At 70.8% G+C, this 21,721-nt stretch carries 25 protein-coding genes; 10 read left to right on the top strand and 15 right to left on the bottom strand.

The features are described from left to right. Positions 1–51 precede the first annotated feature (51 nt). Entirely contained in the window at positions 52–363 is a 312-nt protein-coding gene (locus H958_RS0112790) for an ArsR/SmtB family transcription factor (RefSeq protein WP_028058952.1), read from the top strand. A gap of 183 nt (positions 364–546) precedes the next feature. Here H958_RS0112790 and H958_RS0112795 read toward each other — a convergent pair whose 3' ends face one another. Beyond that, positions 547–1,977, bottom strand: a complete 1,431-nt coding sequence (locus H958_RS0112795) for a nitroreductase family protein (protein ID WP_028058953.1) — start codon at positions 1,975–1,977, stop codon at positions 547–549. A 49-nt stretch (positions 1,978–2,026) separates the two neighbouring features. On the opposite strand from H958_RS0112795, the gene H958_RS0112800 reads away from it, so the two are divergent. Further along, positions 2,027–2,239, top strand: coding sequence for a KTSC domain-containing protein (locus H958_RS0112800; RefSeq protein ID WP_028058954.1), 213 nt, complete (start codon positions 2,027–2,029; stop codon positions 2,237–2,239). Between the two features lie 38 nt (positions 2,240–2,277). On the opposite strand, the gene H958_RS0112805 is transcribed toward H958_RS0112800, so the two are convergent. Continuing rightward, complete coding sequence (locus H958_RS0112805) at positions 2,278–2,643, bottom strand: hypothetical protein (RefSeq protein WP_156027955.1); 366 nt, start codon at positions 2,641–2,643, stop codon at positions 2,278–2,280. A gap of 274 nt (positions 2,644–2,917) precedes the next feature. Continuing rightward, positions 2,918–3,268, bottom strand: coding sequence for a hypothetical protein (locus H958_RS46255; protein ID WP_156027956.1), 351 nt, complete (start codon positions 3,266–3,268; stop codon positions 2,918–2,920). 289 nt (positions 3,269–3,557) lie between these two features. On the opposite strand from H958_RS46255, the gene H958_RS0112815 reads away from it, so the two are divergent. Then, a complete protein-coding gene (locus tag H958_RS0112815) occupies positions 3,558–4,346 on the top strand; it encodes a TIM barrel protein (RefSeq protein ID WP_028058957.1) in 789 nt (262 codons plus the stop codon). Next, complete coding sequence (locus H958_RS0112820; protein ID WP_028058958.1) at positions 4,324–5,340, top strand: hydroxyacid dehydrogenase; 1,017 nt, start codon at positions 4,324–4,326, stop codon at positions 5,338–5,340. Before H958_RS0112815 ends, H958_RS0112820 begins: the two co-directional genes overlap by 23 nt. Before the next feature lie 79 nt (positions 5,341–5,419). Here the strand turns inward: H958_RS0112820 and H958_RS0112825 are convergent, their stop codons facing one another. Genes H958_RS0112825 through H958_RS0112845 form a run of 5 tightly spaced genes read right to left on the bottom strand, consistent with a single transcriptional unit; the run spans position 5,420 to position 9,314 of the window. Continuing rightward, on the bottom strand, positions 5,420–6,175 hold the full coding sequence (locus H958_RS0112825) for an SDR family oxidoreductase (protein WP_028058959.1): 756 nt from the start codon (positions 6,173–6,175) through the stop codon (positions 5,420–5,422). Further along, entirely contained in the window at positions 6,175–6,984 is an 810-nt protein-coding gene (locus H958_RS0112830; RefSeq protein WP_028058960.1) for an SDR family NAD(P)-dependent oxidoreductase, read from the bottom strand. Before H958_RS0112830 ends, H958_RS0112825 begins: the two co-directional genes overlap by 1 nt. Before the next feature lies 1 nt (position 6,985). Beyond that, positions 6,986–7,933: a sugar phosphate isomerase/epimerase family protein gene (locus H958_RS0112835; protein ID WP_028058961.1), complete on the bottom strand. Its 948-nt coding sequence runs from the start codon at positions 7,931–7,933 to the stop codon at positions 6,986–6,988. Next, on the bottom strand, positions 7,930–8,217 hold the full coding sequence (locus H958_RS0112840; RefSeq protein ID WP_028058962.1) for a hypothetical protein: 288 nt from the start codon (positions 8,215–8,217) through the stop codon (positions 7,930–7,932). The genes H958_RS0112835 and H958_RS0112840 overlap by 4 nt, the downstream gene beginning before the upstream one ends. After that, positions 8,214–9,314, bottom strand: a complete 1,101-nt coding sequence (locus H958_RS0112845) for a LacI family DNA-binding transcriptional regulator (RefSeq protein ID WP_028058963.1) — start codon at positions 9,312–9,314, stop codon at positions 8,214–8,216. The genes H958_RS0112840 and H958_RS0112845 overlap by 4 nt, the downstream gene beginning before the upstream one ends. A gap of 148 nt (positions 9,315–9,462) precedes the next feature. Between H958_RS0112845 and H958_RS0112850 the strand changes: the two genes are divergently transcribed. The 3 genes from H958_RS0112850 to H958_RS0112860 are packed head-to-tail and all read left to right on the top strand — an operon-like array spanning position 9,463 to position 12,627. Then, complete coding sequence (locus H958_RS0112850; RefSeq protein WP_196807331.1) at positions 9,463–10,542, top strand: sugar ABC transporter substrate-binding protein; 1,080 nt, start codon at positions 9,463–9,465, stop codon at positions 10,540–10,542. A 16-nt stretch (positions 10,543–10,558) separates the two neighbouring features. Further along, positions 10,559–11,320: an ATP-binding cassette domain-containing protein gene (locus H958_RS0112855; protein ID WP_028058965.1), complete on the top strand. Its 762-nt coding sequence runs from the start codon at positions 10,559–10,561 to the stop codon at positions 11,318–11,320. Continuing rightward, a complete protein-coding gene (locus H958_RS0112860) occupies positions 11,317–12,627 on the top strand; it encodes a sugar ABC transporter permease (protein WP_196807332.1) in 1,311 nt (436 codons plus the stop codon). Before H958_RS0112855 ends, H958_RS0112860 begins: the two co-directional genes overlap by 4 nt. A gap of 191 nt (positions 12,628–12,818) precedes the next feature. On the opposite strand, the gene H958_RS45080 is transcribed toward H958_RS0112860, so the two are convergent. Together H958_RS45080 and H958_RS48700 are read right to left on the bottom strand one after the other, a co-directional pair. Next, a complete protein-coding gene (locus tag H958_RS45080) occupies positions 12,819–14,195 on the bottom strand; it encodes an SDR family oxidoreductase (RefSeq protein WP_081685826.1) in 1,377 nt (458 codons plus the stop codon). Positions 14,196–14,200: 5 nt separating this feature from the next. After that, positions 14,201–15,085 carry a YceI family protein gene (locus H958_RS48700; protein ID WP_081685827.1) on the bottom strand — a complete coding sequence of 295 codons (885 nt, stop codon included), beginning with the start codon at positions 15,083–15,085 and terminating at the stop codon, positions 14,201–14,203. Between H958_RS48700 and H958_RS0112875 the strand changes: the two genes are divergently transcribed. The 3 genes from H958_RS0112875 to H958_RS43310 all read left to right on the top strand — a co-directional run bounded on the left by H958_RS0112875 (position 14,973) and on the right by H958_RS43310 (position 16,989). Beyond that, positions 14,973–15,866, top strand: coding sequence for an LLM class F420-dependent oxidoreductase (locus H958_RS0112875; protein WP_028058969.1), 894 nt, complete (start codon positions 14,973–14,975; stop codon positions 15,864–15,866). The genes H958_RS48700 and H958_RS0112875 overlap by 113 nt on opposite strands. 205 nt (positions 15,867–16,071) lie before the next feature. Further along, the gene (locus H958_RS49065; RefSeq protein WP_081685850.1) at positions 16,072–16,242 is read left to right on the top strand and encodes a helix-turn-helix transcriptional regulator; all 171 of its coding nucleotides are present in this window, start codon (positions 16,072–16,074) and stop codon (positions 16,240–16,242) included. A gap of 123 nt (positions 16,243–16,365) precedes the next feature. After that, the gene (locus tag H958_RS43310) at positions 16,366–16,989 is read left to right on the top strand and encodes a nuclear transport factor 2 family protein (protein WP_081685828.1); all 624 of its coding nucleotides are present in this window, start codon (positions 16,366–16,368) and stop codon (positions 16,987–16,989) included. A gap of 269 nt (positions 16,990–17,258) precedes the next feature. Here the strand turns inward: H958_RS43310 and H958_RS0112890 are convergent, their stop codons facing one another. The 5 genes from H958_RS0112890 to H958_RS0112910 all read right to left on the bottom strand — a co-directional run bounded on the left by H958_RS0112890 (position 17,259) and on the right by H958_RS0112910 (position 21,687). Beyond that, positions 17,259–18,482, bottom strand: a complete 1,224-nt coding sequence (locus tag H958_RS0112890; RefSeq protein ID WP_028058970.1) for an ABC transporter permease — start codon at positions 18,480–18,482, stop codon at positions 17,259–17,261. Next, positions 18,479–19,210 (bottom strand): ABC transporter ATP-binding protein, encoded by a 732-nt coding sequence (locus H958_RS0112895; RefSeq protein WP_028058971.1) that lies wholly within the window; start codon positions 19,208–19,210, stop codon positions 18,479–18,481. The genes H958_RS0112890 and H958_RS0112895 overlap by 4 nt, the downstream gene beginning before the upstream one ends. Beyond that, positions 19,207–20,292, bottom strand: a complete 1,086-nt coding sequence (locus H958_RS36940; protein ID WP_051324181.1) for a peptidoglycan-binding protein — start codon at positions 20,290–20,292, stop codon at positions 19,207–19,209. Before H958_RS36940 ends, H958_RS0112895 begins: the two co-directional genes overlap by 4 nt. Beyond that, positions 20,289–20,849: a hypothetical protein gene (locus H958_RS0112905; RefSeq protein WP_028058972.1), complete on the bottom strand. Its 561-nt coding sequence runs from the start codon at positions 20,847–20,849 to the stop codon at positions 20,289–20,291. Before H958_RS0112905 ends, H958_RS36940 begins: the two co-directional genes overlap by 4 nt. A 223-nt stretch (positions 20,850–21,072) precedes the next feature. After that, positions 21,073–21,687: a M15 family metallopeptidase gene (locus tag H958_RS0112910; RefSeq protein WP_051324182.1), complete on the bottom strand. Its 615-nt coding sequence runs from the start codon at positions 21,685–21,687 to the stop codon at positions 21,073–21,075. Positions 21,688–21,721: the final 34 nt, after the last annotated feature.

The following is a 21,721-nucleotide window of genomic DNA, read 5'->3' on the forward strand; positions in this document are numbered from 1 at the left end:
TCGATAGTTCCAAGATCGTCGAAGTTTCGAAGCAGGCTACCATGGGATTTCGTGAGCGCAACCCGCGAGAAGATCCACCACCCCTCGATCGAGTCGCTCGAGCTTGCGACGATCATGCGCACGCTCGGCGATCCCGTGCGGCTCGACATCGTGCGTCTGCTGGCCGACGACGAGCCGCGCATGTGCAGCGAGATCTCGGGCGCGATGGGGCAGCCGGTGTCGACCTGCTCGTATCACCTCAAGCTCCTGCGCGAGGCCGGCATCACGCGGGCGCGCGCCGAGGGCACGCAGCGGCTGATCACGCTGCGCCGCGATGACCTCGAGGCCTGCTTCCCAGGCCTGGTCGACGTGCTCACCCGTTGAATCCGGCCGCCCGCGGCGTCTCTACTCCTTCCTCGACCTCACGGCGCCCGGGCGCCAGGAGGACTGAGAGGAGCCGAAGGGGCGCGCTGAGGCGGGCGGCGCAGCCCGACTTCGCTTCATACCTGCGCGGCACGCTCGCCGGTGCACGCGACGCGGCCGGCTACATCGACGGCGAGCTACGGGTCAGCGCGACCGGGGCAGGACGACCGTGGACGGCTCGCCGGGCCGGCCGCCGTCCTTGTGTCGGTAGGTGGGCACGCCGATGCAGGTGAAGAGCAGGGCGGAGAGCGGCTTGCCGAGCAGCGTGGGGATCTCGGAGTCGAAGAACGTCATCCCGGATGCGCCGATCCCGAGCGCATACGCGGCGAGATGCAGGCGGCCCTCCACCAGGCCGGCGTCGAGCTGCGCCTCGCGGTAGCCGCGGTCGTCGAGTCGGTCGAGGTCGGCGGCGGCCATGACGACGAACGCGGCGTCGCGGGCCAGGTCCTGCTCCATGCAGATGCGGAACACCTGCTCACGCAGGTTGCCGTGACGGCGCGGGGCGTCCAGGTCGGGCCAGCGGTAGAGGCCCGGCGCGAGCCCCTCCACGCCGTGGACCGCGATGAAGTGCGGCACCCGCGTGCTCCGCAGCGACGCGGCGAGGGAGAAGTCGAGCACGGCGCGCGGGATCGTCGCGGCCGGGTCCATGATGCGGGTCGAGCCGCGCCGCAGGATGATCTCGTCGAGCGTGGCGGACGGCGGAGCGTCGCCGCCGAGCGGGGCTCCCTCCGGCCACGGCTCGCCGAGCGCGTCCGCGTCGCCGGCGTGCTGGGCGAGCGTGACGAGCGGGAACTCCAGCGGCTCCGCGTCGACGGCGCCGCGCGCCGCATCGGCCTGCGGCTCGATCGCCGGCTCGCCGTCCCCGAGGACCACGACCGCCACCGGGAACTCGTGCGTGCCGTCGGCGCCCACCAGCCGCGCGACGTCCGCGTCCGCGAAGCGCGTGAACAGCCGCGGCCGCAGACCGCCCGAGCCGGCGAGCATCAGCGCCTGCGCCAGCATCGTGCCGGCGTCCCAGTAGATATGGCGGAAGCCGCGCTCCGCGTAGCGCCAGCCGGTGCGCCACGGCACGCCGGTCGCGACGAGCGTCGTGGCCTCTCCGGCGGCAGCCGGGCCTATCTGCAGCAGCGCATGGCCGACCGGGTCGTACCAGTACACGGCGTCCGGGACGCCTTCGACGCCACGGGCCGCCACGTACAGCTCCAGCGGGAAGCGCCCGCCGGCCGAGCCCGCGGCACGGAAGAGCCACCGGCGCGCGTGCCGCTCGGCGACGCGCACGACACCGGAGGAGAGGTACAGCAGCCGCGCCAGCGCGGGGACATCGAGCGGCGACGGCTCGGCGCACCGGCCGCCGAGGACCTCCGTCGCCCGAGCGGAGACCTCCGGCCACTCGCGGGGCAGCTCGACGGCCGGCAGCCCTGCCGGATACGCCTTGCACGGCTCGGGCACCGTGGCCATGTCGTTCTGGACGAACCCCTGCATCACGCGCGGGTCGTCGATCGCGGTCATCCACTCCCGCTCGGGCGCGTACGAGGTCAGGCGGTGATAGAGGCGGGCCGTGTCACCGGGAGGCATGCGGGCGGGGAGTCTCGCACGGCGCCCTGATGGGCGAAGATGCCCGCCGATGGAGCGCCGGCCCGTCATCTCCTCCAGCATCGCGAGCATCGGCTACGACGCCCGCACGATGCTCCTCGAAATCGAGTTCAGGGACAGCGGCGAGGTCTACCAGTACTCGGGCGTGCCGCTGTACGTGCGCAACGAGCTGATCGCGGCCATCAGCGTCGGTCGCTACTTCAGCGCCCACATCCGCGACGCGTATCCCTGCGTCCGGATCTAAAAGAGCCGACCGCGACCCCCACCGGTGGTGCGGCGGCGTTACTGCGCTCGGACGATGAGTGCGACGCCCGAGAGGTCGACGGCGGCGCTGTTGGCCGCGAGGAGCTCGGCTAGCGTCGCGGCCGCCAGCCCCGCCGACCGAATGGCCTCCGCCGGCGTGGCGGCACGAAGCATGAAGGTGACGGTCAGCTTGTCGGTGCCCGCGGATTGCGCCCGGTGCTGGTCATAGCGGTCGCCGAGGTCTCCGCGCAGCCGGTCATCGATCACCGCGCGCAGCTCCTGGACACCGTGAAGCACCTGCCCGGGCGCGTGGCCCTGCTCGCAACGCAGCGCCACGCGGGCGCTGTAGGACGGCCCCGAGGGCTCGGGCGGCGACTGATTCTGATGCACAGGGAAGGTGGGCACGGCTCGGACTCTGAAAGTGTGTACCGGCGAGAGAGTACGCGGCGCGGCGCGTCGGCGTAGGAAAGGAGTAGCCTCCAGCTACTGGCCCTGCGGCCACGATCCCGGCCCCGGAGCGGTGATACGCCGACCCGCTTCCACGCGCCAAGGCAACGCGCCCCGAGGCGAACAGGATCGACTGCGGGGCCGGCGCACGCGTGGTTGCGTGTGCGACGCGTCCGGTTGGAGCGCGCCCGCGCTCGACGATCTGTCGGCTCTCGCCGTTGAACTCCTCACTTCAGAGGCCGCGCCTGCGGGCGTCCTCGCTGAGCACTCGGGCCAACTCGGCGGGCTCGAGACGTCGTGTGAGTTCTTCCAGCCGAGCGTCGTGGCGCCGCGATTCGCGATCTACCGCGTCCTGAAGTCCTTCAATCATGGCCTCGAGCGCGTCCATGCGCTCGACGAGCGGACGTAGGTCGGCCGCCGGCCGCGGCGGCTGCGCGAGGCGGGCCCGCGCGGCGGCCAGCGAGCTCTGGGCGTGCCGCAACGCGCTACCCGCCGGCGTGAGGAAGCGGCTTCGCGGCCGCCGGCCGACTGGCTCGGAGGCGGTGCCCGCCTGCGCGCGTTGGGGTGGTGGGGGCGTCGTCATGCCAGGACGATCCTCGCTGCTCCTTCGCCGACGTCTCGCGCGCAAGAGAGAAGGAGCGAAAACCACTCACGTACGACTGCTGCCTGGAAGGCTAGCGGGCGGCGCCTGCCGGGCCTACCCGCCGGGCTCGACGCGACCTAGCCCGCCTCGCGCAAGACAGAGAACGCCCGTGCCGTCCACGCCCGCAGCCATCCGAACGCATCGGCCGCCATGTCGAGCCTGCGCCCGCACGCTGCGGGCGAGCACTGCCACGATCGCGGAACGGGACCGCGCCGAATACGCTGCCCGGGTGATCACGACCGGCCTCTGCTCGGTGACGCTGCGCGCGCTCGCGGTCGACGACGTCGTCGCGGTCGCCGCCGGTGCCGGGCTAGAAGGCATCGAGTGGGGCGCCGACGTCCATGTCCCGCCGGGCGACAGGGGTGCCGCGCGGGCGGCTCGCGAGGCGACCGCGGCCGCGGGGCTGCGAGTCGCCTCGTACGGCTCTTACTACCGCGCGGGACGCGATGACCCGGCGGACTTCGCGCCGGTGCTGAGCAGTGCCCGCGAACTCGCCGCGCCCCGCATCCGCATCTGGGCCGGCGACGTCGCCTCGGCCGGCGCCGCGCCGGCCGAGCGCGCGGCAGTGGCGGTCGCGGCTCGCGACGCTGTTGACCGGGCCGCCGCCGAAGGCATCGAGGTCGCGTTCGAATTCCACGGCGGGACGCTGACCGACGAGGTGCAGTCGGCGCTCGGATTGCTCAAGGCCGTCGCGCAGGCGCGCCCGGGGCCCGGTCGCGCCCACAGCTACTGGCAGCCGCCCGAGGATCTGCCCGACCCCGATGCGCTGGCCGGGCTCCAAGGCCTGCTCGAGCACGTCTCGGCGGTCCACGTGTTCTCGTGGTGGCCGGGGAGCACGCGGCGCCGCCTCGCCGAGCGCCCCGGCCTCTGGCGAACTGCGTTCGGGTGTCTCGCGTTGCGCGGCGCCCCGGTCGACGCGCTGCTCGAGTTCATTCCCGACGACGATCCGGCGCTGATCGCCGAGGAGGCTCGCACGCTCGTCCAGTTGCTCGAGGATGTCCGCCGCGACCAAGCCTGAGACGGTGCTCGCCATGCAGCCGGGACTGCCGCGGCGGCTCTTCTCGGCCGCCGCCATGGAGCGGCTGCGATCCGTGGCCGCCGTCGACCCGCGGCTGGTGCTCAGCGACCTGCGCTCGCCCGCGGCCCGCGCGCAGCTTGAGCGGGCCCAGATCATCCTGAGCGGCTGGGGCTGCCCGCCGATCGACGAGCATGTTCTCGAGGCCGCGCCGGCACTGCGCGCGATCGTCCACGCCGCCGGCGGCGTGAAGGGCCATGTCACGCCCGCCTGCTGGGAGCGCGGGATCCGCGTCTCGACCGCCGTCGCGGCGAACGCCGTGCCGGTCGCCGAATACACCCTCTCCCGGATCCTGCTGGCCAACAAGGCCGCCGACCGGATGGCGCGGACGTACCGCGAGCGACGGACTCGGATCGACCTGCTCGCCGAGTTCCCCGAGGTCGGCAATCGCGGGAAGACGGTCGGCATCGTCGGCGCGTCGCGGATCGGCCGCCGCCTGATCGCGCTGCTGCGCCCGTTCGAGCTCGATGTGATCGCGAGCGACCCCTACCTCGACGACGACACGGCCGCGCGACTCGGCGTCGCGCGGCGCGAGCTCGACGATCTGCTCGCCGCCTCCGACGTCGTCAGCCTCCACGCTCCCGCGCTGCCCTCGACGCGGCACCTGCTCGACGCGCGCCGGCTCGCTCTTCTCCGCGACGGCGCGACCCTGATCAACACCGCTCGCGGCTCGCTCGTCGATCAGGACGCGCTCGTCGCCGAGCTGACGTCGGGACGGATCGACGCCGTCATCGACGTCACCGAGCCCGAGGTGCTCCCATCGGACTCGCCCCTCTATGACCTGCCCAACGTCGTGCTGACGCCGCACATCGCGGGCGCCCTCGGCGTCGAGCTGCACCGCCTCGGGCACGCGGCGATCGAGGAGATCGAACGCTATGCCGCCGGGCAGCCGTTCGCGCACGCGGTCACCGCGGGCGATCTCGAGCGCCTCGCGTGAGGCGCGCGGCCTCGGGTTCTGACTTCGAGCTCGGTCGATCAGCATTGATCAGCTCGAGGCTCTGACCGAGAGGTGTGGGTCAGAGCGCGGCTGTGAGACCCCCGTCGACGTAGAGGACATGGCCGTTGACGAACGACGCGGCATCCGAGGCGAGGAACACACAGGCGCCGACGAGCTCCTCCGAGGCGCCCCAGCGGCCGGCCGGAGTACGGTGCTCCAGCCACTGGTTGAACGCGGGATCGGACCACAGGGCCTCGTTCAACGGGGTCTTCATGTATCCCGGCGCGATCGCGTTGCAGTTGAGTCCGTGGCGCGCCCAGTCGGTCGCCATGCCCTTCGTCAGATTCGCCACGGCCCCCTTGGTAGCGGTGTAGGGCGCGATGGTCGCCCGCGCCAGCGCCGCGTTGACGGAGGCGATGTTGACGATCTTTCCCCGGCCGCGCGGGAGCATATGGCGGGCGCACGCCTGAGCGACGTTGAAGACGCCGGTGATGTTCGTCGCCAGCAATCGGGCGAACGCATCCGGCGGGAAGTCCTCGAGCGGGGCTCGGTGCTGGAGGCCGGCATTGTTGACCAGGATGTCGATCGCCCCGTCCGCCGCCTCCGCCGCGTCAACGGCCTGTGCGACGGCAGAGTGGTCGGTGACGTCGAAGGCGAGCACTGCCGCGCGCGGGATCTCCGCGGCCGCGGCGGCGAGCTTGTCCGGATCGCGGCCGTTGAGGATCACCGACGCGCCCATCTCGGCGAGCCCGCGGGCCAGCGCGAGCCCGATGCCCTGCGAGGAGCCGGTGATCAGCGCGCGCCGGCCGTTCAGGTCGAACAGGGAGCCGGCCATCAGCCCGGGTACAGGGTCAGGCCGCCGTCCACGCGCAGGATCTGCCCGTTGACGAACCGCGCCTGCGGGCCGGCGAGGAACGCCACCGCATCCGCGATCTCCTCGGGCTCGGCGTAGCGGTCCAGAGAGCCGTTGGCCCGCATCTTCTGGGGGTCGGTCTTGCGCGTCGCCTGGAAGCGCGCCGTCTTCGTCGGCCCGGGGCTGACCGCGTTCACGCGCACGCCGTACGGCCGCAGCTCGCTGGCCAGGCACCGGGTGTAGTGCACGACGGCGGCCTTCAGCGTGGAGTACACGACCTCGGGCGTGTGGCCCATATGGGCCGCCGCGGACGCGATGTTCACCACGCAGCCGCTGCGCCGGTCGCGCATCGGGCGCACGAAGGCTTGCGTGACCAGCATCGTGCCGATCAGGTTGTTCGTCGTCTCGGCCTGGATGTCCTCGAGTGCGACGTCGAGCGCGTTGTTGGGCTCCGGCTTGCCGCCCGCGGCGCCGATGTCGCCGCCGGCGCAGTTCACCAGGATGTCCACGCTGCCGAGCTCGGCGGCGATCGTGCGCGACATCGCGTCCACCGCCGCCGGGTCGCCGATGGTGCCCAGCACCGCGGTGACCCGGCCGCCGTGGCGGCCGATCTCCCGGGCCACCTCGTCGAGGCCGCTCGCCTCGCCGTACTTGGCGGGCTGCGCGGCGTCCCGGTCGTGAATGGCCACGTCGGCGCCCAGCGCCGCCAGCTTGTCCGCCATCGCGCGCCCGAGACCGCGCCCCGAGCCGGTGACGAAGGCGATCCTGCCAGCCAGGGGTCTGTCTGTCATCTCACTCCATGAGTCCGAGCGCACGCAGGTTCGCGGCGCTGCTTCGCATCATGTCTCGCTCGTATCGGATCAGCTCGTTGCCGGTGTCGCCACGCTCCCACGGCGTCCGGTGGTCCTCGTCCTCTCCGAGACGGTTGACGCGCGCGGCCCGCAGCGCCGCGGCGAGCCGGCGGGCGTCCACCGGCGGGTAGCCGCGCCACCACTCCTCGGTGAACAGCCGGATGTGGCGCGCCTCGAGCGCGCCCGGCTCCAGCGAGGCGGACAGGTCGCGGCCGAGGATCTGCAGGAGCTCTCGGAACGGGACCGCGCCGTCGCCGATCGCGCAGCGCACGAGGCGGTATCCCTCGTCGGTGGGCTGCACCCGGTAGTCCTTGAGGTGCACGTGCCGCGTCCGCGGGGCGACGGTGCGCGCGAACTCGAGCGGCGCCTCGCCGACAGCGAACGCGTTGCCGGTATCGAGCGCGATCCCCACGGCCTCGCCGGCCTCCTCGCACAGCTCCATCAGGTCGGCGCTCGTGAAGTCCTGGTGGTTCTCGATGGCGACGCTCAGCCCCGCCGCGGCGGCCCGGGGGGCGACGCGCGCCAGCCGCGCGCGGACGCCGTCGACGAGCCGTGGCCAGTCGACCGCGTGTCGGTCGCCCTGCAGCACCCGGGTGAGCGCCATGCGCACGACGCGGGCGCGCAGGAGCGCTGCGCACTCGAGCGCGGCGTCGTCGTCCGCCGGGTCCAGGCCGCAGCTGACGACGGGAGTCAGCCCGAGCGCCTGCAGCCGCTCAGCGAGCGCAGCGAGGTCCATCCCGGCGAGCCACGGCTGATGGAGCTCCGCGACGCGGGCACCGATCTCCTCCGCGATGGCGAGGAAGCCCTCGAGGCCAGTGCCGCGGGGATTGGCCTGCAGGCCGAGCGTGTAGGTCAGGCCGTAGGGATTGAGGCCGATGGCGAGCGTCATCGCAGCGACAGCTCCAGCTCGCTCGACGTGCCGCGCACCGCCGGCCCGCGCCCCGCTCCCCGCGGACCCGTCACCCAGCGCAGAGCCCAGCCCTCGGCGAGCTGCTCGAGGCCGTGCGCGACGGCGATCGTCGGCGTGTCGAGGTGGGATCCGCTGTGCTCGAAGGGCTTGGTCAGCACGGCGATCGAGCAGCGCTCCGCTTCGGGCCGGACGTCCTGCGCCTCGGTGGCGTAGCGGGCAGTGACCCCGTCGCGCAGCAGCCAGTAGCCGTCGTTGAACTTCATTGCGCAGGTTCCATCCGCTTGCGCCGCCGGCTCGCGAGGCGAACCGGCCGGGGTGGGGCGGTGGACTGCCGCTGCACGAGGCTCGTCGCCAGCTCGATGCGGTGCGAGACCGGCTCCTGCCCTTCGGCCAGCTCGACGAGTGTGCGCAGCGCGACCCGGCCCAGTCCGGTCATGTTCTGCCGGACCGTGGTGAGCGGCGGTGCACTCCACAGCGCCGCCGGCGTGTCGTCGAAGCCGACGACGGAGAGGTCGCGCGGCACCCGCAGGCCTGCTTGGCGGGCGGCCTCGAGCACACCGAGGGCGGTGAGGTCGGACGCGGCGAAGATGGCCGATGGCGGCGCGTCGCGGCCGAGCAGCTCGAGACCCATCGCGACACCCGCCTCGTAGGTGTACGCGCCCTGAAGCATCAGCGCCTCGTCCGGAAGGATGCCCGCGGTCTCCAGCGCGCTGCGATAGCCGTGGTTGCGCTCGCGCGCCGTGACGGAGCCCTCCGGGCCGCCGGCCAGGCCGATCCGGCGGTGCCCGAGCTCCACGAGGTGCTTCGCCGCCTCCTCGCCGCCGGTGAAGTTGGTCGACGCGACGCCGACCACGGAGCCGTCGGAGCTCGGGGGGTCGATGGCCACCAGCGGGAGGCCGGCCCGCGCGAACGTTCGCACCTGCGCGGGCTGGAGCGCGGTCGTGACGGCGAGCACCCCGAATCGGCGTCGCCGCACCGCCGTGCGGATCCAGGCGGGCGTCAGCCTCGCGCCCGGGTCGTCGTCGCGGGCGCGGTCGACCGGGCAGAGCTCCTCCACCATGACGCCCATCTCCATCTCCTGGGCGGCGGCGAGGACGCCGCGGAGGACCTGCGTCGAGTAGGTGTTCTCCAGCGTGTCGAGCACGAGGCTGACGACCTGGTCGGCGCGGGGTCCGCGCGGCCCGGTCGTGGGCTCGTAGCCGTGCTCTCTGAGGGCGGCCTCGACGCGCCGGCGGGTGTCCTCCGCCACGTCGGGCCGGTGGTTGAGCACCTTGGAGGCGGTCGCCGTGGAGACGCCGGCCGCGCGGGCGACGACGCGCAGCGTGGCGCGCTTCGGCCCTCCGGCCTCCGATGCACTCATGCGAGCGACGTTATCAACTGCGAAAAGGTTTCGAGGCCTTTGGCGCTTGGCCTTGACAGATCTCGGCGGTGCGGATACGTTGCCACCGAAACACTTTCGACACATTTCGAGAGTGTGCGACTGGTTCGTCGGAGGAGGAGAGGTCCACATGAGCATGTCCACGTTCGGGGGCATGGCTGTGCTCGCGGCTGCCGGCGCGATGGCCGTGGCGGCTTGCGGCAGCAGCGACAACGGCGGCTCTGCGAGCAGCGGCGGCGGGCAGAAGACGGCGGCCAAGCCGAAGCGGGCATGCGTGATCATGCCCGACGCCGACAGCTCGAGCCGCTGGGTGAACGGCGACACGCCCGCGCTGCAGAAGCAGTTCACGGCGGCCGGGTACACGGTGACGATCCAGAACGCCGAGAACGACACGAACAAGTACGCGACGATCGCCCAGCAGGAACTGGCCACGAAGTGCACCGTGATGGTCCTCACGGACCTCAACGGCGCCGGCATCCAGGTCACCCAGCAGGCGCACAACCAGGGCATCCCGGTGATCGCGTACGACCGGCCGATCAAGGGCGCCGACTACTACATCTCGTTCGACAACTTCCACGTCGGCGAGCTCGAGGGCCAGATGGTCGTCGACGGGCTCAAGGCCGCGGGCAAGGACCCGGCCACCGCCAAGGTCGTCTATCTCGGCGGCGACCCGACCGACGGCAATGCCGCGCAGTTCCTCGGCGGCGCTGACAAGGTGATGAAGGCCGCGGGGATCAAGCCGGCGTTCAAGACGCCCGGCACCTGGGATCAGACCAAGGCGCAGACGTCCTTCGAGCAGGCCTACACGGCGCTGCACGGCAAGGTCGATGCAGTCTGGGCGGCCAATGACACCAACGCGGCCTCCGCCATCACGGTGCTCGACAAGAACGGCAAGAAGCTGCCGGTGAGCGGCCAGGACGCCACGCCGCCAGGGCTGCAGAACGTGCTCCTGGGCAAGCAGGTGGGCACGGTGTACAAGCCGTTCCAGCTCGAGGCGCAGGAGACCGTGGAGCTGGCCAAGAAGCTGGCGGCCGGCGAGAAGCCGACCATCGACAAGAAGGCGCCTGACGGGACGCCGTTCATCGCCGAGACGCCCATCGTCGTGACGACCGACAACATGCAGAAGGTGTTCGACGACGGCAACGCCAAGGCGTCCGACGTGTGCACCAGCGCGGTCAAGTCGGCCTGCGCGAAGTACAACATCCAGTAGCGCTGAGGACACGTCCATGACGGCTCTCATCGAGCTGCGTGACATCCGCAAGAGCTTCGGCCCGGTCGAGGTGCTCAAGGGGGTGGACATGGAGGTCCACCCCGGGCGGGTGAGCGCGCTGGTCGGCGACAACGGCGCCGGCAAGTCGACGTTGATCAAGGGGCTCGCGGGTGCCCAGTCCTATGACTCGGGCGAAGTCTTCTTCGACGGGCAGCCGGTCACGCTGAGCTCACCGCACGACGCCGCGGCGCTCGGCATCGAGGTCGTCTATCAGGACCTCGCGCTGTGCGAGAACCTGGACATCGTCCAGAACATGTTCCTCGGGCGCGAGGAGATGCACCAGCGCATGCTCAACGGCCCGGAGATGGAGAGGCACGCGGCGGCGACGCTCGCGTCGCTCTCGGTGCGGACGATCAAGTCCGTGCGCCAGAAGGTCTCCTTGCTGTCGGGCGGGCAGCGCCAGACCGTGGCGATCGCCCGCTCGGTGCTCCAGAAGGCCCGCGTCGTCATTCTCGACGAGCCGACCGCCGCGCTCGGCGTCGTGCAGACTGAGCAGGTCCTGGAGCTCGTGCGGCGGCTCGCCGACTCCGGCGTGGGCGTGCTGATCATCAGCCACAACCTGGCCGACGTGTTCGCGGTGGCCGACCACATCAACGTCCTCTACCTGGGCCAGATGGTGGCCAGCCTCGAAGCGGCGAAGACGAACCGCGACGAGGTCGTCGGCTACATCACGGGAACCAAGATCCGGGACCAGTTGCTCGAGGAGCCGGCGCTGTGACCAAGTACGAGAAGTCGACGAACCCGCCGACCGTCCGCGCTGAGCACACGCTCGAGACCGACACTCCACAGGCCGACGCGCCGCTGATCGGCACGGGGCACGAGGGGACGCTCAACGAGCAGTTGCGCGCCTACGTCCAACGCGTGCGCGGCGGCGACATGGGCATGCTGCCCGCGCTCGCCGGCCTGGTCGTGCTCGGCGTCCTGTTCACGTCGCTGAGCTCGGTCTTCCTCACGAAGGCCAATGTGGCGAACCTGCTGACGCAGACGGGGGCGCTGATGATGCTGTCGGTCGCGCTCACGTTCGTGATCGTGATCGCCGAGATCGACCTGTCGGCCGGCGTCACCAGCGGGCTCGGGATGGCCGTGTTCATCCTGCTGGTCAACACGCATCACTGGAACTGGGTCCTGGCGCTGGTCGTCGCCCTCCTCTGCGGCGCCGCGCTCGGACTGTCGATCGGCGTGTTCGTGGCCAAGGTGGGCATCCCGTCGTTCGTCATCACCCTCGGCCTTTTCCTCGGCCTGCAGGGCCTCATGCTCGTCCTGCTCGGCAGCGCCGGCACCTACCGCATCGAGACCCCCGCGGTCGTCGCGATCATGAACAAGCCGATGGCGGTGTGGCTCGGCTGGGCGATGCTGGCCGTCGTCGTGGCGATCTCGCTGGGCACCGGCCTCTACGACCGCCGTCGCCGGCTCGCAGCCGGGGTGGCGGTGCGGCCGATCGCCCTGCTGTGGATCCGCGTGGGGCTCTGGATCGTGCTGGGCGGGCTGGCCGTCGGGTTCCTGAGCCAGGACCGCTCGAGCGGCGTGTTCCCGATCCAGGGGGTGCCGATCGTGGTGCCGATCGCGCTCGGCATCGTGTGGATCGGACAGTCGGTCCTCGATCGCTCGCGCTTCGGCCTTCACATGTTCGCCGTGGGCGGGAACCCCGAGGCGGCGCGGCGCGCGGGGATCAACGTGGCCCGGGTCCGGATCGCCTGCTTCTTGGTGTGCTCCACCCTGGCCGTGATCTCCGGCCTGTTCACCGTGAGCCAGGTCGGCGTCGTCCAGGCCGCGACCGGCCGGGACATCGTGCTGTCCGGCGTCGGCGCGGCGGTGGTCGGCGGCGTCAGCCTCTTCGGCGGCCGTGGCCGGCTGGCCCAGGCGGCGGTCGGCGCGCTGCTGATCTCGATGATCACCAACGGGCTCGGCCTGCTGGGGCTCTCGGCCGGCATCACGTTCATGGTGACCGGCGGTGTGCTCATCCTCGCGGCGACGATCGACGCGGTGTCGCGGCGGCGTCCCGGAGTCGCGGCGCTCGTCCGGTAGTGATGCACAACTTCATCCTGCCCGGGTTCAACCCGGATCCTTCGATCACTGGCTCGTCGACGCCTACCGCAAGGACCTGCTCGCCTTTTCGACTGGTTCGACCTGCGGCACGGCGCCGCCCCCCCGAACGTCGTCGCCGGTCCGCGCCGTCACTTCCTCCTCCTCCGGCGGCGCGGCCGGCGCCGGCGGCTTCACCCCAGGCCGCCGTCGACGTAGAGGCACTGGCGCGTGATCATGCCTGAGTCGTCGGCGGCGAGGAACAGGGCCGCCGCGGCGATGTCGCGCTCGGTGACGTCGCGCGGGATCGCCTGAGCGGCGACCAGCCGCTCGCGGCTCTCGGGGGTGTGCCAGAGCCGCATCTGCCGGGGCGTCATCACAGCGCCCGGGGCGATGGCGTTGACGCGGATCCGGTCGCCGCCCAGCGCGGTGGCGAGCGCGTTGGTCAAGCCGATCACCCCCGCCTTGGCCGTCGCATACGTCAAGAGGTCGCTGGGGCCACGCCGCCAAGCGACTGAGGACAGATTCACGATCGACCCGCCGCCGGCGGCCCGCATCCCTGGGCCGACCGCCTGCGCCATGAAGAACTGGTGGCGCAGGTTGACCGCCTGGGCGGCGTCCCACTGCTCCGGCGTGATGTCCTCGAACTCATAGCGCTGGTCGTCGGCCGCGTTGTTGATCAGGACCGTGACGGGGCCTGCGTCCGCCGCAGCGGAGCGCAGGGCACCGACGTCCGTGATGTCGCACTCGACGAACCGCACCCGCGGCCCGAGCTCCTCCGCCACCGCCTCGCCCGCTTCGCGGTCGATGTCGAGGACCGCCACCTGCGAGCCGTTGCGGGCGAAGCCGCGGACCATTTCCGCGCCGATCCCGGAGCCGCCGCCGGTGACCAGCACCCGGCGGCCCTCGAGGCTTGGATATACGGCCTCCGCGTTCACGCGCAGCAGTGAACCAGATGCGTCGCGCCGCCGCGTGCAGGACGCCACGCGCCGACCGCCACACTTCCGCGGGCACGTTCGAAAGCGGCGGGACGACCGGTGCGCCGGCGGCGAACAGCGCGGCTGCCACGCGGATCTCAGCGTCGAGATCGCCCGCGAACTCGGCAACGGGCATGGAAGCCAGGAGCCGTCGACGCTCAGCTCGGCGGGTAGCTCGCGGTCGATCACGCGCGCGCCGAGCGCGGCGAGCACCTTGCGGGCCTCCGCCTGTGCCCAGACGGCGCCCAACAGGCCGGTCGAGGCGCCGACCACTGCAGTCGGCTTGCTACGTAGCGGCGATTCGGTGATCGGCCGCGACACCCAGTCCAGCGCATTCTTGAAGTGGCCGGGGAGGGAGTGGTTGTACTCCGGCGTCGCGACGAGTACCGCGTCGGCGTCGACGATCGCCGCGCGCAGCGCATCGACGGCCTGGTGCCCGGCGGGCTCGTCGTCCTGGTCGTACGGCGGGATCGCCTTCAGCCCGCCGAACACGATCAGCTCCGCTCCCGGCGGCAGCAGTTCCGCCGCCGCGCGCAGGAGCCGGGAGTTGTGGGAGTCGGCGCGCAAGCTGCCGGATAGACCCAGGACCTTCATGCGAATCACTCCTGGGCGAACTGCAGCTCGGCGATGAGCTGGACGTCGTTGGCGAGCGCGAGGCCGCCCTTGGGCAGCGGCGCGTTCCAGGTCAGGCCGTACTCGGTGCGGTCGACGATCGCCTCGAGCGTGATGCCGAGCTTGACGACGTCGCCGAGCGCGACGACCGGCCCGGTGATCGTGCCGCGCGCCTCGATCGGACGCGTATGGCCCTTGATCGCGAGCTCGCCGTCGACCATCAGCACGCCGCCCTCCACGCGCACCAACGTCGAGCTGAAGCGGATCTCGGGATGGTTGGCGATGTCGAAGAAGTCCGGCGACGCCAGGTGGCCGGCGAGGTTCTCGTCCTTGACGACGATCGAGGCGGGCTTGACGCCGCCATCAAGGCGGAGGGTGCCGTCCGGGTTCGCCGTGAGGGTCGCGTCGTACTCGTCGAACTGGCCGCGGTAGGTCGAGACGATCATGTGCTTGACCGCGAATCCCACGGAAGAATGGACCTTGTCGAGAGTCCAGCGAGTGGCGGCGGGAACGGGGGTGGAAGTGACGGCGGTCACCGTGTTCTCCTGGTTCGGCGTTGGCGGGGCCTTACGACGCTGAGGTTGCGGCGGAGGTGGGTGAGGCCGCCTCACGTCAACTGCGTGATCTCGGTCGTTGCGGGCCGAGGCGACCGGCCGGCCACGCAATGGGCTCTTCCGCCGGCGCGCACAGGGGCCATGCGCCCGATCACGCGAATAGCGTGACGTCGGGTCACCCAGGCGGCAGGCACCGTTGGGAGCAATGAACCTCGGACTTGCCATCGCAGACTTCCGCTGGCCCGGCGGGACGGAGGACATCGCGGCGACGCTGCGGGCTGTCAGCGTCGCGGCGGAGGACGTCGGCTTCACCCGCATCGCGGTGATGGACCACCTTTGGCAGGTCGGCTCGCCCGCCGTCGCCGAGGAGGAGATGCTCGAGGGCTACACCACGCTCGGCTTCCTCGCCGCGTGCACCTCACGCGTGGAACTGCTCACGCTCGTGACTGCCGCGGTCTATCGCGAGCCGGGCCTTCTGGCCAAGATCGCCACGACGCTGGACGTGCTCTCCGGCGGCCGGGCGATGCTGGGAATCGGCACCGGCGCGCCGGTCAATGTGGGTGAGGCGGATGGCCTGGGGTTGCCGTTCCCGCCGCTGACCGAGCGCTTTGAGCGGCTGGAGGAGGCGTTGCAGATCTGTCTCCAGATGTGGGGCGGCTCGCAGGACCCCTACTTGGGCCGCCACTACCGCCTCGGCCGCACGCTCAACTCTCCCCAGCCGGTGCGCCGGCCGCGACCGCCGATCCTCATCGGCGGTTCCGGCGAGCGCAAGACGTTGCGCCTTGTCGCGGAGTACGCCGACGCCTGCAACCTGTTCGACACGCCCGAGCTTCCGCGCAAGCTCCGCGTCCTACGTCGGCATTGCGAGGCTGTTGATCGCGATTACGACGACGTCGAGAAGACGGTCGTGTCGCACATGGACCCCGGCGACCGTGGTGAGCGTTCAGGACCGATCCTCCGTCACCTCGAGGAGCTCGAGGCGCTGGGCATCGACCACGTCATCGGGACCGTGCGGGGCTGCGAGCGGCTCCGGCCACTCGAGGTGATGGGTCGCGACGTCATCCCCTACCTCAGACATGGGGTCAACGAGTTGGGATGAACGCGGCCCAGGCGATGGCAGTGGCCGACGCGAATCGCCAGCGGCCAGGCGCTGAGCTTCCAACCGATCTTCGACGGAATCGCCCCGCTGATTCACGAGTTCACGACGGTACAGGCGCACACGCTCGTGGCGCGCGCGGCGGAGGCCCGTAGCCGATCCGCTCGACGAACCCCTCAGCGCAGGCGAGCTCAAGGTCCTCGGCTACCTGCCAAGCAACCTCTCGACGCCCGAGATCGCCGCCGAGCCGTACCTCTCGGTCAACACCGTCAGGACCCACATCCGCCACATCTACGCAAAGCTCGGCGGGCACACGCGTTCCGAGGCGGTCGACCGGGCCCGCTCGCTCGGCCTGCTCGGCGGCTCGCCGCGCAGCTAGTGTCCTGAGTCGGGAATTCGGCGCCGCCCAGTCGCGTCGAATTTTTGATTCAGGACACTCGCCACCGCAGATCACGCGATTCGCGTGACGCTCGCTCACCCGCGGTGATCGCAACCTGGACACATGTCAGGCAGCTGGTACACGATCCGAGTCGCCGGAGGCCTCGGCGTGATTATGCTCGGCGCATTCCCCGAGTTCGCGAGTCACATCGATGGCTCGATCACAACGCTCACCGGCGAACTGCCCGATAGCGCCGCGCTCTACGGCGCACTGGCTCGGCTCGAGGCGCTCGGCCTCGATCTCATCGATATGCACCGCCTCGACAACAGCGGCCGAGCCCGAGTCGATGACGCCGAAGCGATCGCTCACGCCCGCGCCATCTTCGAGGCCTTCGACGCGAAAGATGTCTCGGCGCTGTGGTCGCTCATGAGCGACGACGTTCGCCTGCGCCTCGGGAACGCGGAGACGGTCGCGGGCAAGTCCGCATTCGCCGAAGCGGTGAACGGCTTCTTCGCCTCGGTGGCGGGCTTCCGGCACGATGTCATCGACGTGTGGCGCGACGGCGACACCTTGATCGCGGAGCTTGACGTCCACTACATCCGCCTCGACGGGAGAGAGGTCAGCGTCCCCTGCTGCAACGTGTTCCGGCTACGAAATGGCTCCGTCGCGGACTACCGGACCTACATCGACGTCACTCCGGTGTACGCGTCCGCACCGCCGGCTCAGGTAGGAGAGCCCGGTGCCTGACCATGGCCCGCATCGCGTGGCAGTCGTGACCGGCGGCGCCGGGCGCCATGGATGGGGCGATCGCAGCGCGGCTCGCATCCACTCACACAGTCGTCGTCCTCGACCGCACGGGAGATGTGGTCGTCGACCTAGGGCGACGCCGACGACGTGCGCCGAGCTGCTGGACTGGTGCTGGAGCCCCACAGCAGGTGCGACGTCCTCGTCCACGCCGCCGCGATGGCGGCAATCGGGTCGTTCGACAAGGTCGAGCTCGACCGCTGGCACCAAGTTCAGGCCGTCCGCAATGCCACGGTGGGCGGTAGCCGGGAGGCTCGGATGGCCGGCGTCAGGCCGGCGACCGCGCCAATGAGGATGGCTGAGGCGATGCCGCCCGTCCACGCTTCGACGGGGATTACGATGGCCCAGTTCTTCGAGCCGGCATAGATGACCGTTGCTGTGACTCCGGCGAGCACGCCGACGATGCCGCCGACGGCGGCGAGCAGGATCGATTCGCCGAGGAACTGGGTGCGGATCTGGTTCTTGGTCGCGCCGAGGGCGCGACGGAGGCCGATCTCCGAGCGTCGTTCCAGCACGGAGATGATCATGATGTTGGCGACGCCGACGGCGCCGACGATCAGGGCGACGATGCCGAGTCCGAGGAAGAGGCTGTCGAACGCTCCAGCAGCGGCAGCGCGGGCGGTGAGCGCGTCTGAGGGCTGGCTGACGTTGACCTCGTCGGCTGCCTGGGGGTTGGCGGTCGGCGCGAGCAGCGCCTGCACCTCGGCGACGTGGTCGGTGTCCGAGCGCACGTAGATCGAGCTCGGCGGGCCGGCCTTCCGCTCACCCTGGACGAGGCTGAGGTAGCCGAGGTACCGCTGGGCGGCCGGGTAGCCGATCAAGGCGCTGTTGTCGATGTCGGACTCCAACGGTGAGGACTGCAGAACGCCTGCGACGTTGAACCACTGGCCTCCCAGCCAGATCCGTTGGTCGGGGAAGGTCCGGTCGATGCCCAGCCGTTGCGCGGCGACCCGACCGAGCACGGCGACCGGCTCGCGGGCGGTCCCGGGATTGAGCCAGGCGCCGCGCGCTACGCCGGTGTTGAGGACGGAGAGCAGGTTCAGGCTGGTGGCGCGTACCTGCAGTCCCCCGGTGTCGGTTGCCGGGATCAGCCGGCTCCGGTAGACGCCCTTGTCCTTGATCAGCGCGGTGTGCGCGACCTGTTCGACGTTGTCGAGGAGGGTGATCCGCCCGGGTGCTTCGCGCGGCAGCTGCGCTTGCTGTCCGGTGATGCTCTGGCCGGCCTCGAGGGTCAGCATGTTCGTGCCGAGCCGGTCGATCTCAACGAGCAGCCCGGCTTGCGAGGAGGACGACAGTCCGAGGACCGCCACGATCGCTGCCGTGCCGATCGCGATTCCCAGCGCTGACAGCGCGGCGCGCAGCGGCCGGGCGCGCAGGCCGACGCTGGTCACCCGCAGCGCATCGTTCAGGCGCAAGCGTCCCGCGTCGGCGCTCATGACGTCTGTCCCTCCGTCGCCACGGGCGCCGCGGGGGCGTTGCGGTCACGGGCGGTGTCGGACACCACCTCGCCGTCCAGCATCCGGATCTGGCGCGGCAGCTGGTCGGCGAGGCCCGCGTCGTGGGTGATCATGACGATCGTGGCGCCGGCAGCGTTGAGCTCGCGGACGAGCGCCATGATCGACGCGCCGGTGGTGCTGTCGAGGTTGCCGGTCGGCTCGTCGGCGAGCAGGACCGCGGGACGCCCGACGAGGGCCCGCGCGATCGCGACCCGCTGGCGCTCGCCACCGGAGAGCTTGGTCGGCTTGAACGTCGCGCGGTGGGAGAGTCCGACCCGTTCAAGCGCCTCGTCGGCGCGCGCGTGCCGCTCGGCGGCGGGGGCGCCGGCGTAGAGCAGCCCGTCGGCGACGTTCTCGCGCACCGTGGCGTGTTCGGCCAGGAAGAACTGCTGAAAGACGAATCCGATCTCCCGGGCGCGCAGTCGCGACACCTCGCGATCGTCGAGGCCCGCCGCGTCGATCGCGCCGATGCGGACCACGCCGCTGCTGGGCCGCTCGAGGGTCCCGATGACGTGCAGCAGCGTGGACTTGCCAGACCCGGAGGGCCCGACGATCGCGACCAGCTCGCCGCGCCCCACGGAGAAGGACACACCTCGCAACGCGAACACCGGGGGTTCGTCGCCGTAGACCTTGGTGACCTCGTCCAGCTCCAGGACTGCGTCGCTCATATTGACGGCACCGCCACCGAATCGCCTGCGCGGAGAGCGCCGTCGACCTGGACTCGTCCGCCGCCGGTGTCGAACAGGCCCAGCTTCACGGCGACCAGCTCGCGCCGCCCACCAGGGCGTACCACCTCGACGGCAAAGCCGCCGCCGGACTTGCCGACCAGCGCGGTGACCGGGACGCTCAGAGCGTTGTCGACGCCCTTGGTGGTGATGTCCACCTCGACCGGGGCCTGGTCGAGTCCGTCCGCTTTGGCCGGGTCGTCGAGGTCGATAAAGGTCGGGACGGTCGCGTCGGCCGCCTGACTTCCTTGTTCAGCCTGGGCGACTCGTCCGAAGCCCTTGACGCGTCCCGTCACCGGCGTGTTGCCCGGCAGTGTGATCTGGACTCGGTCGCCCTTGTGGACCTCGCCCTGCTGAGACGCATCGAGGTCCACCCGAACGTGCAACTTGTCCGAGGTGGCGCTCAGCACCGGAGCGCCCGGCCGGGCCGATCCCCCGAGCTGGCCGGTGACCTTGGCGATCCGGATGGCCTCAGGCAGGAAGACCGCGTCACCCGTCGCGAGCTTGCCGGTCACGCCAACGCCCTTCTTGCGCTGGAGCACCCTGAGCGCCTGCTCCGTCTTCGACGTGAAGGCGCTGCCGGCGGGGTCGATGCGGACATGGGCGTCGGTGTCGTAGCCGAGCTGGTGCAGGTTGCGGTTGAGCTGACGCACGCCCGGGCCCGTGACGCCCACGTGCAGAGCGCGGTAGGCCGGGATCGTGCCGCACAGCAGCACCACCGGCCGGTTGTCCACCCGGTAGAGCACGCCGCCGCAGCCGACCTTGTCCCCGGCCTCGGGTAGCTGGGTGTACACGCCGCCGGCCTGGTTGACTACGGCGTACGGCGAGCCGTCCGACCGCGCGCGGTATGTCAGGGTCCCGGCCCCGGAGACCAGTGCCGAGAGCTCGCCCTTCTCCACCTTCTCGGTGTCAGCCGCCGGCTGGGCGGCCGCGGCCGGGTGCTCCGCACCCGACCTCGCGACCACGCCGCAGACCCCCGCGACCAGCACGGCCGCTGCGGCCGGCGTCCAGCGCTTGCGCGTCACCCCTGGCCTCCGGCTGCCGACTTCAGGATGCCACCGCACTTGTGCGTCGCGGCATTGAGAATGGTCATGCCACCGGGCTTATTGGAGGACGGGATCTTGTAGGTGTCGATCAGCGGCTCACCGTTGACCGGGTCCGGAAAGTCCTTCACGCCGTTGTCGCGAACGCACTGAGCGAACCTCAGGCTCGCCGACTGCTCCTTGGGAGTCCGCTTTGAGCTCAACGCGCCCGGTGGCTTCAGGGCCTTACATGCGTCGACGGCCTTCAGCCACACCTCTCTGCTCACGTCGACCCCGAAGTTGGAGTCGCCGTTCGCGTCTGGGTCCGGAAAATGGGGGACGCCATTGGCCCGCATGCACTCGGCGAACTTCACCGCCTTCTCCTGTTTGGTGAGCTTCTTCTCAGCATCGCTGCCGGTGTCGCCGGTGCTGCTGGTGCCCGAACTGCTGGTGCTACCGGTGGTGTCGGTGCTGCTCGGGGTGCCGGTCTCGGAAGATGCGTTCGATCCGCAGCCCGCGCTGACCAGGCCAATCAGGCCGGCGAGCGAAAGAGCGACCAACGGTCGCAGTCTTCTAGTCATGTTTGCTCCAGATGTATGAGGGGTTGCGTTGTCAGCGGTTCTTTGCGAACGCTTGCCGGTCCGCTGCTGCATCCTTGATGCGTGCGTAGAGGACGCCGGCGCGAGCGGCGACCCCTTCACCCCGAGGACCCTCTCGGCGGCAGCGTCCCCGGCGCCGACGACCCCTTCGACCCGGGGTTGCCGCTATCGCGAGCGTGCCTGGTCATTGATGCATCCTTGGATCGTGCGTCGGGTCGGCGTACATGGCAGAGCAACCGTGCGCGATGGCCTCGGGGCGCAGCTCGTAGTGCCAGGGTTCGTTGCCGTAGATCTGGCACAGCCCGTACGCGGCGCCGTGCTCGGACAGCCACGCTGCGGCCGCGGAAGGCCCGATGTCGACGGCGTCCCCCTTCACGTGCGCGGACGTGTTCGGGGTGGCGACCCATCGGGTCGCTTCCGCTTCTGAGCCGTACTTCGAGACCGCCTCGCGGAGGAGTCGCTCCTGGTACTCCGGGGAACGCCAGCCGCTATCGACGTAGAACTGGACCCCGACGTCTGCCGCGTCGGTTGCTGCTCGGCGTACGGCACCGAGCAGATCCGAGTTCAGCTTGGCAACGCCCGGAATCTCGTCGTCGAAGACCGTCGTGTCGTCGGGGATGGCACCGTCAGCCTCGCCAAGCCCGAGGCGACCGGTGGAGGCGCCACCGCCAGTCTCACTCGGTGAACCAGGGCGCTCACCTCGGTGGACATGAATGGGTGCTTCCGCCGTGGAGGACGAGGCATCCCTCGACGACGACGACGCACGCCACTCAAGGCTCAGGGCGGTGATCGCCGCCATGACGACGAGTAGGCCGGCGACTCGGGACTTGCGA

Origin of the sequence: Candidatus Solirubrobacter pratensis, assembly GCF_000425945.1 — a bacterium.
Lineage (GTDB): Bacteria > Actinomycetota > Thermoleophilia > Solirubrobacterales > Solirubrobacteraceae > Solirubrobacter > Solirubrobacter pratensis.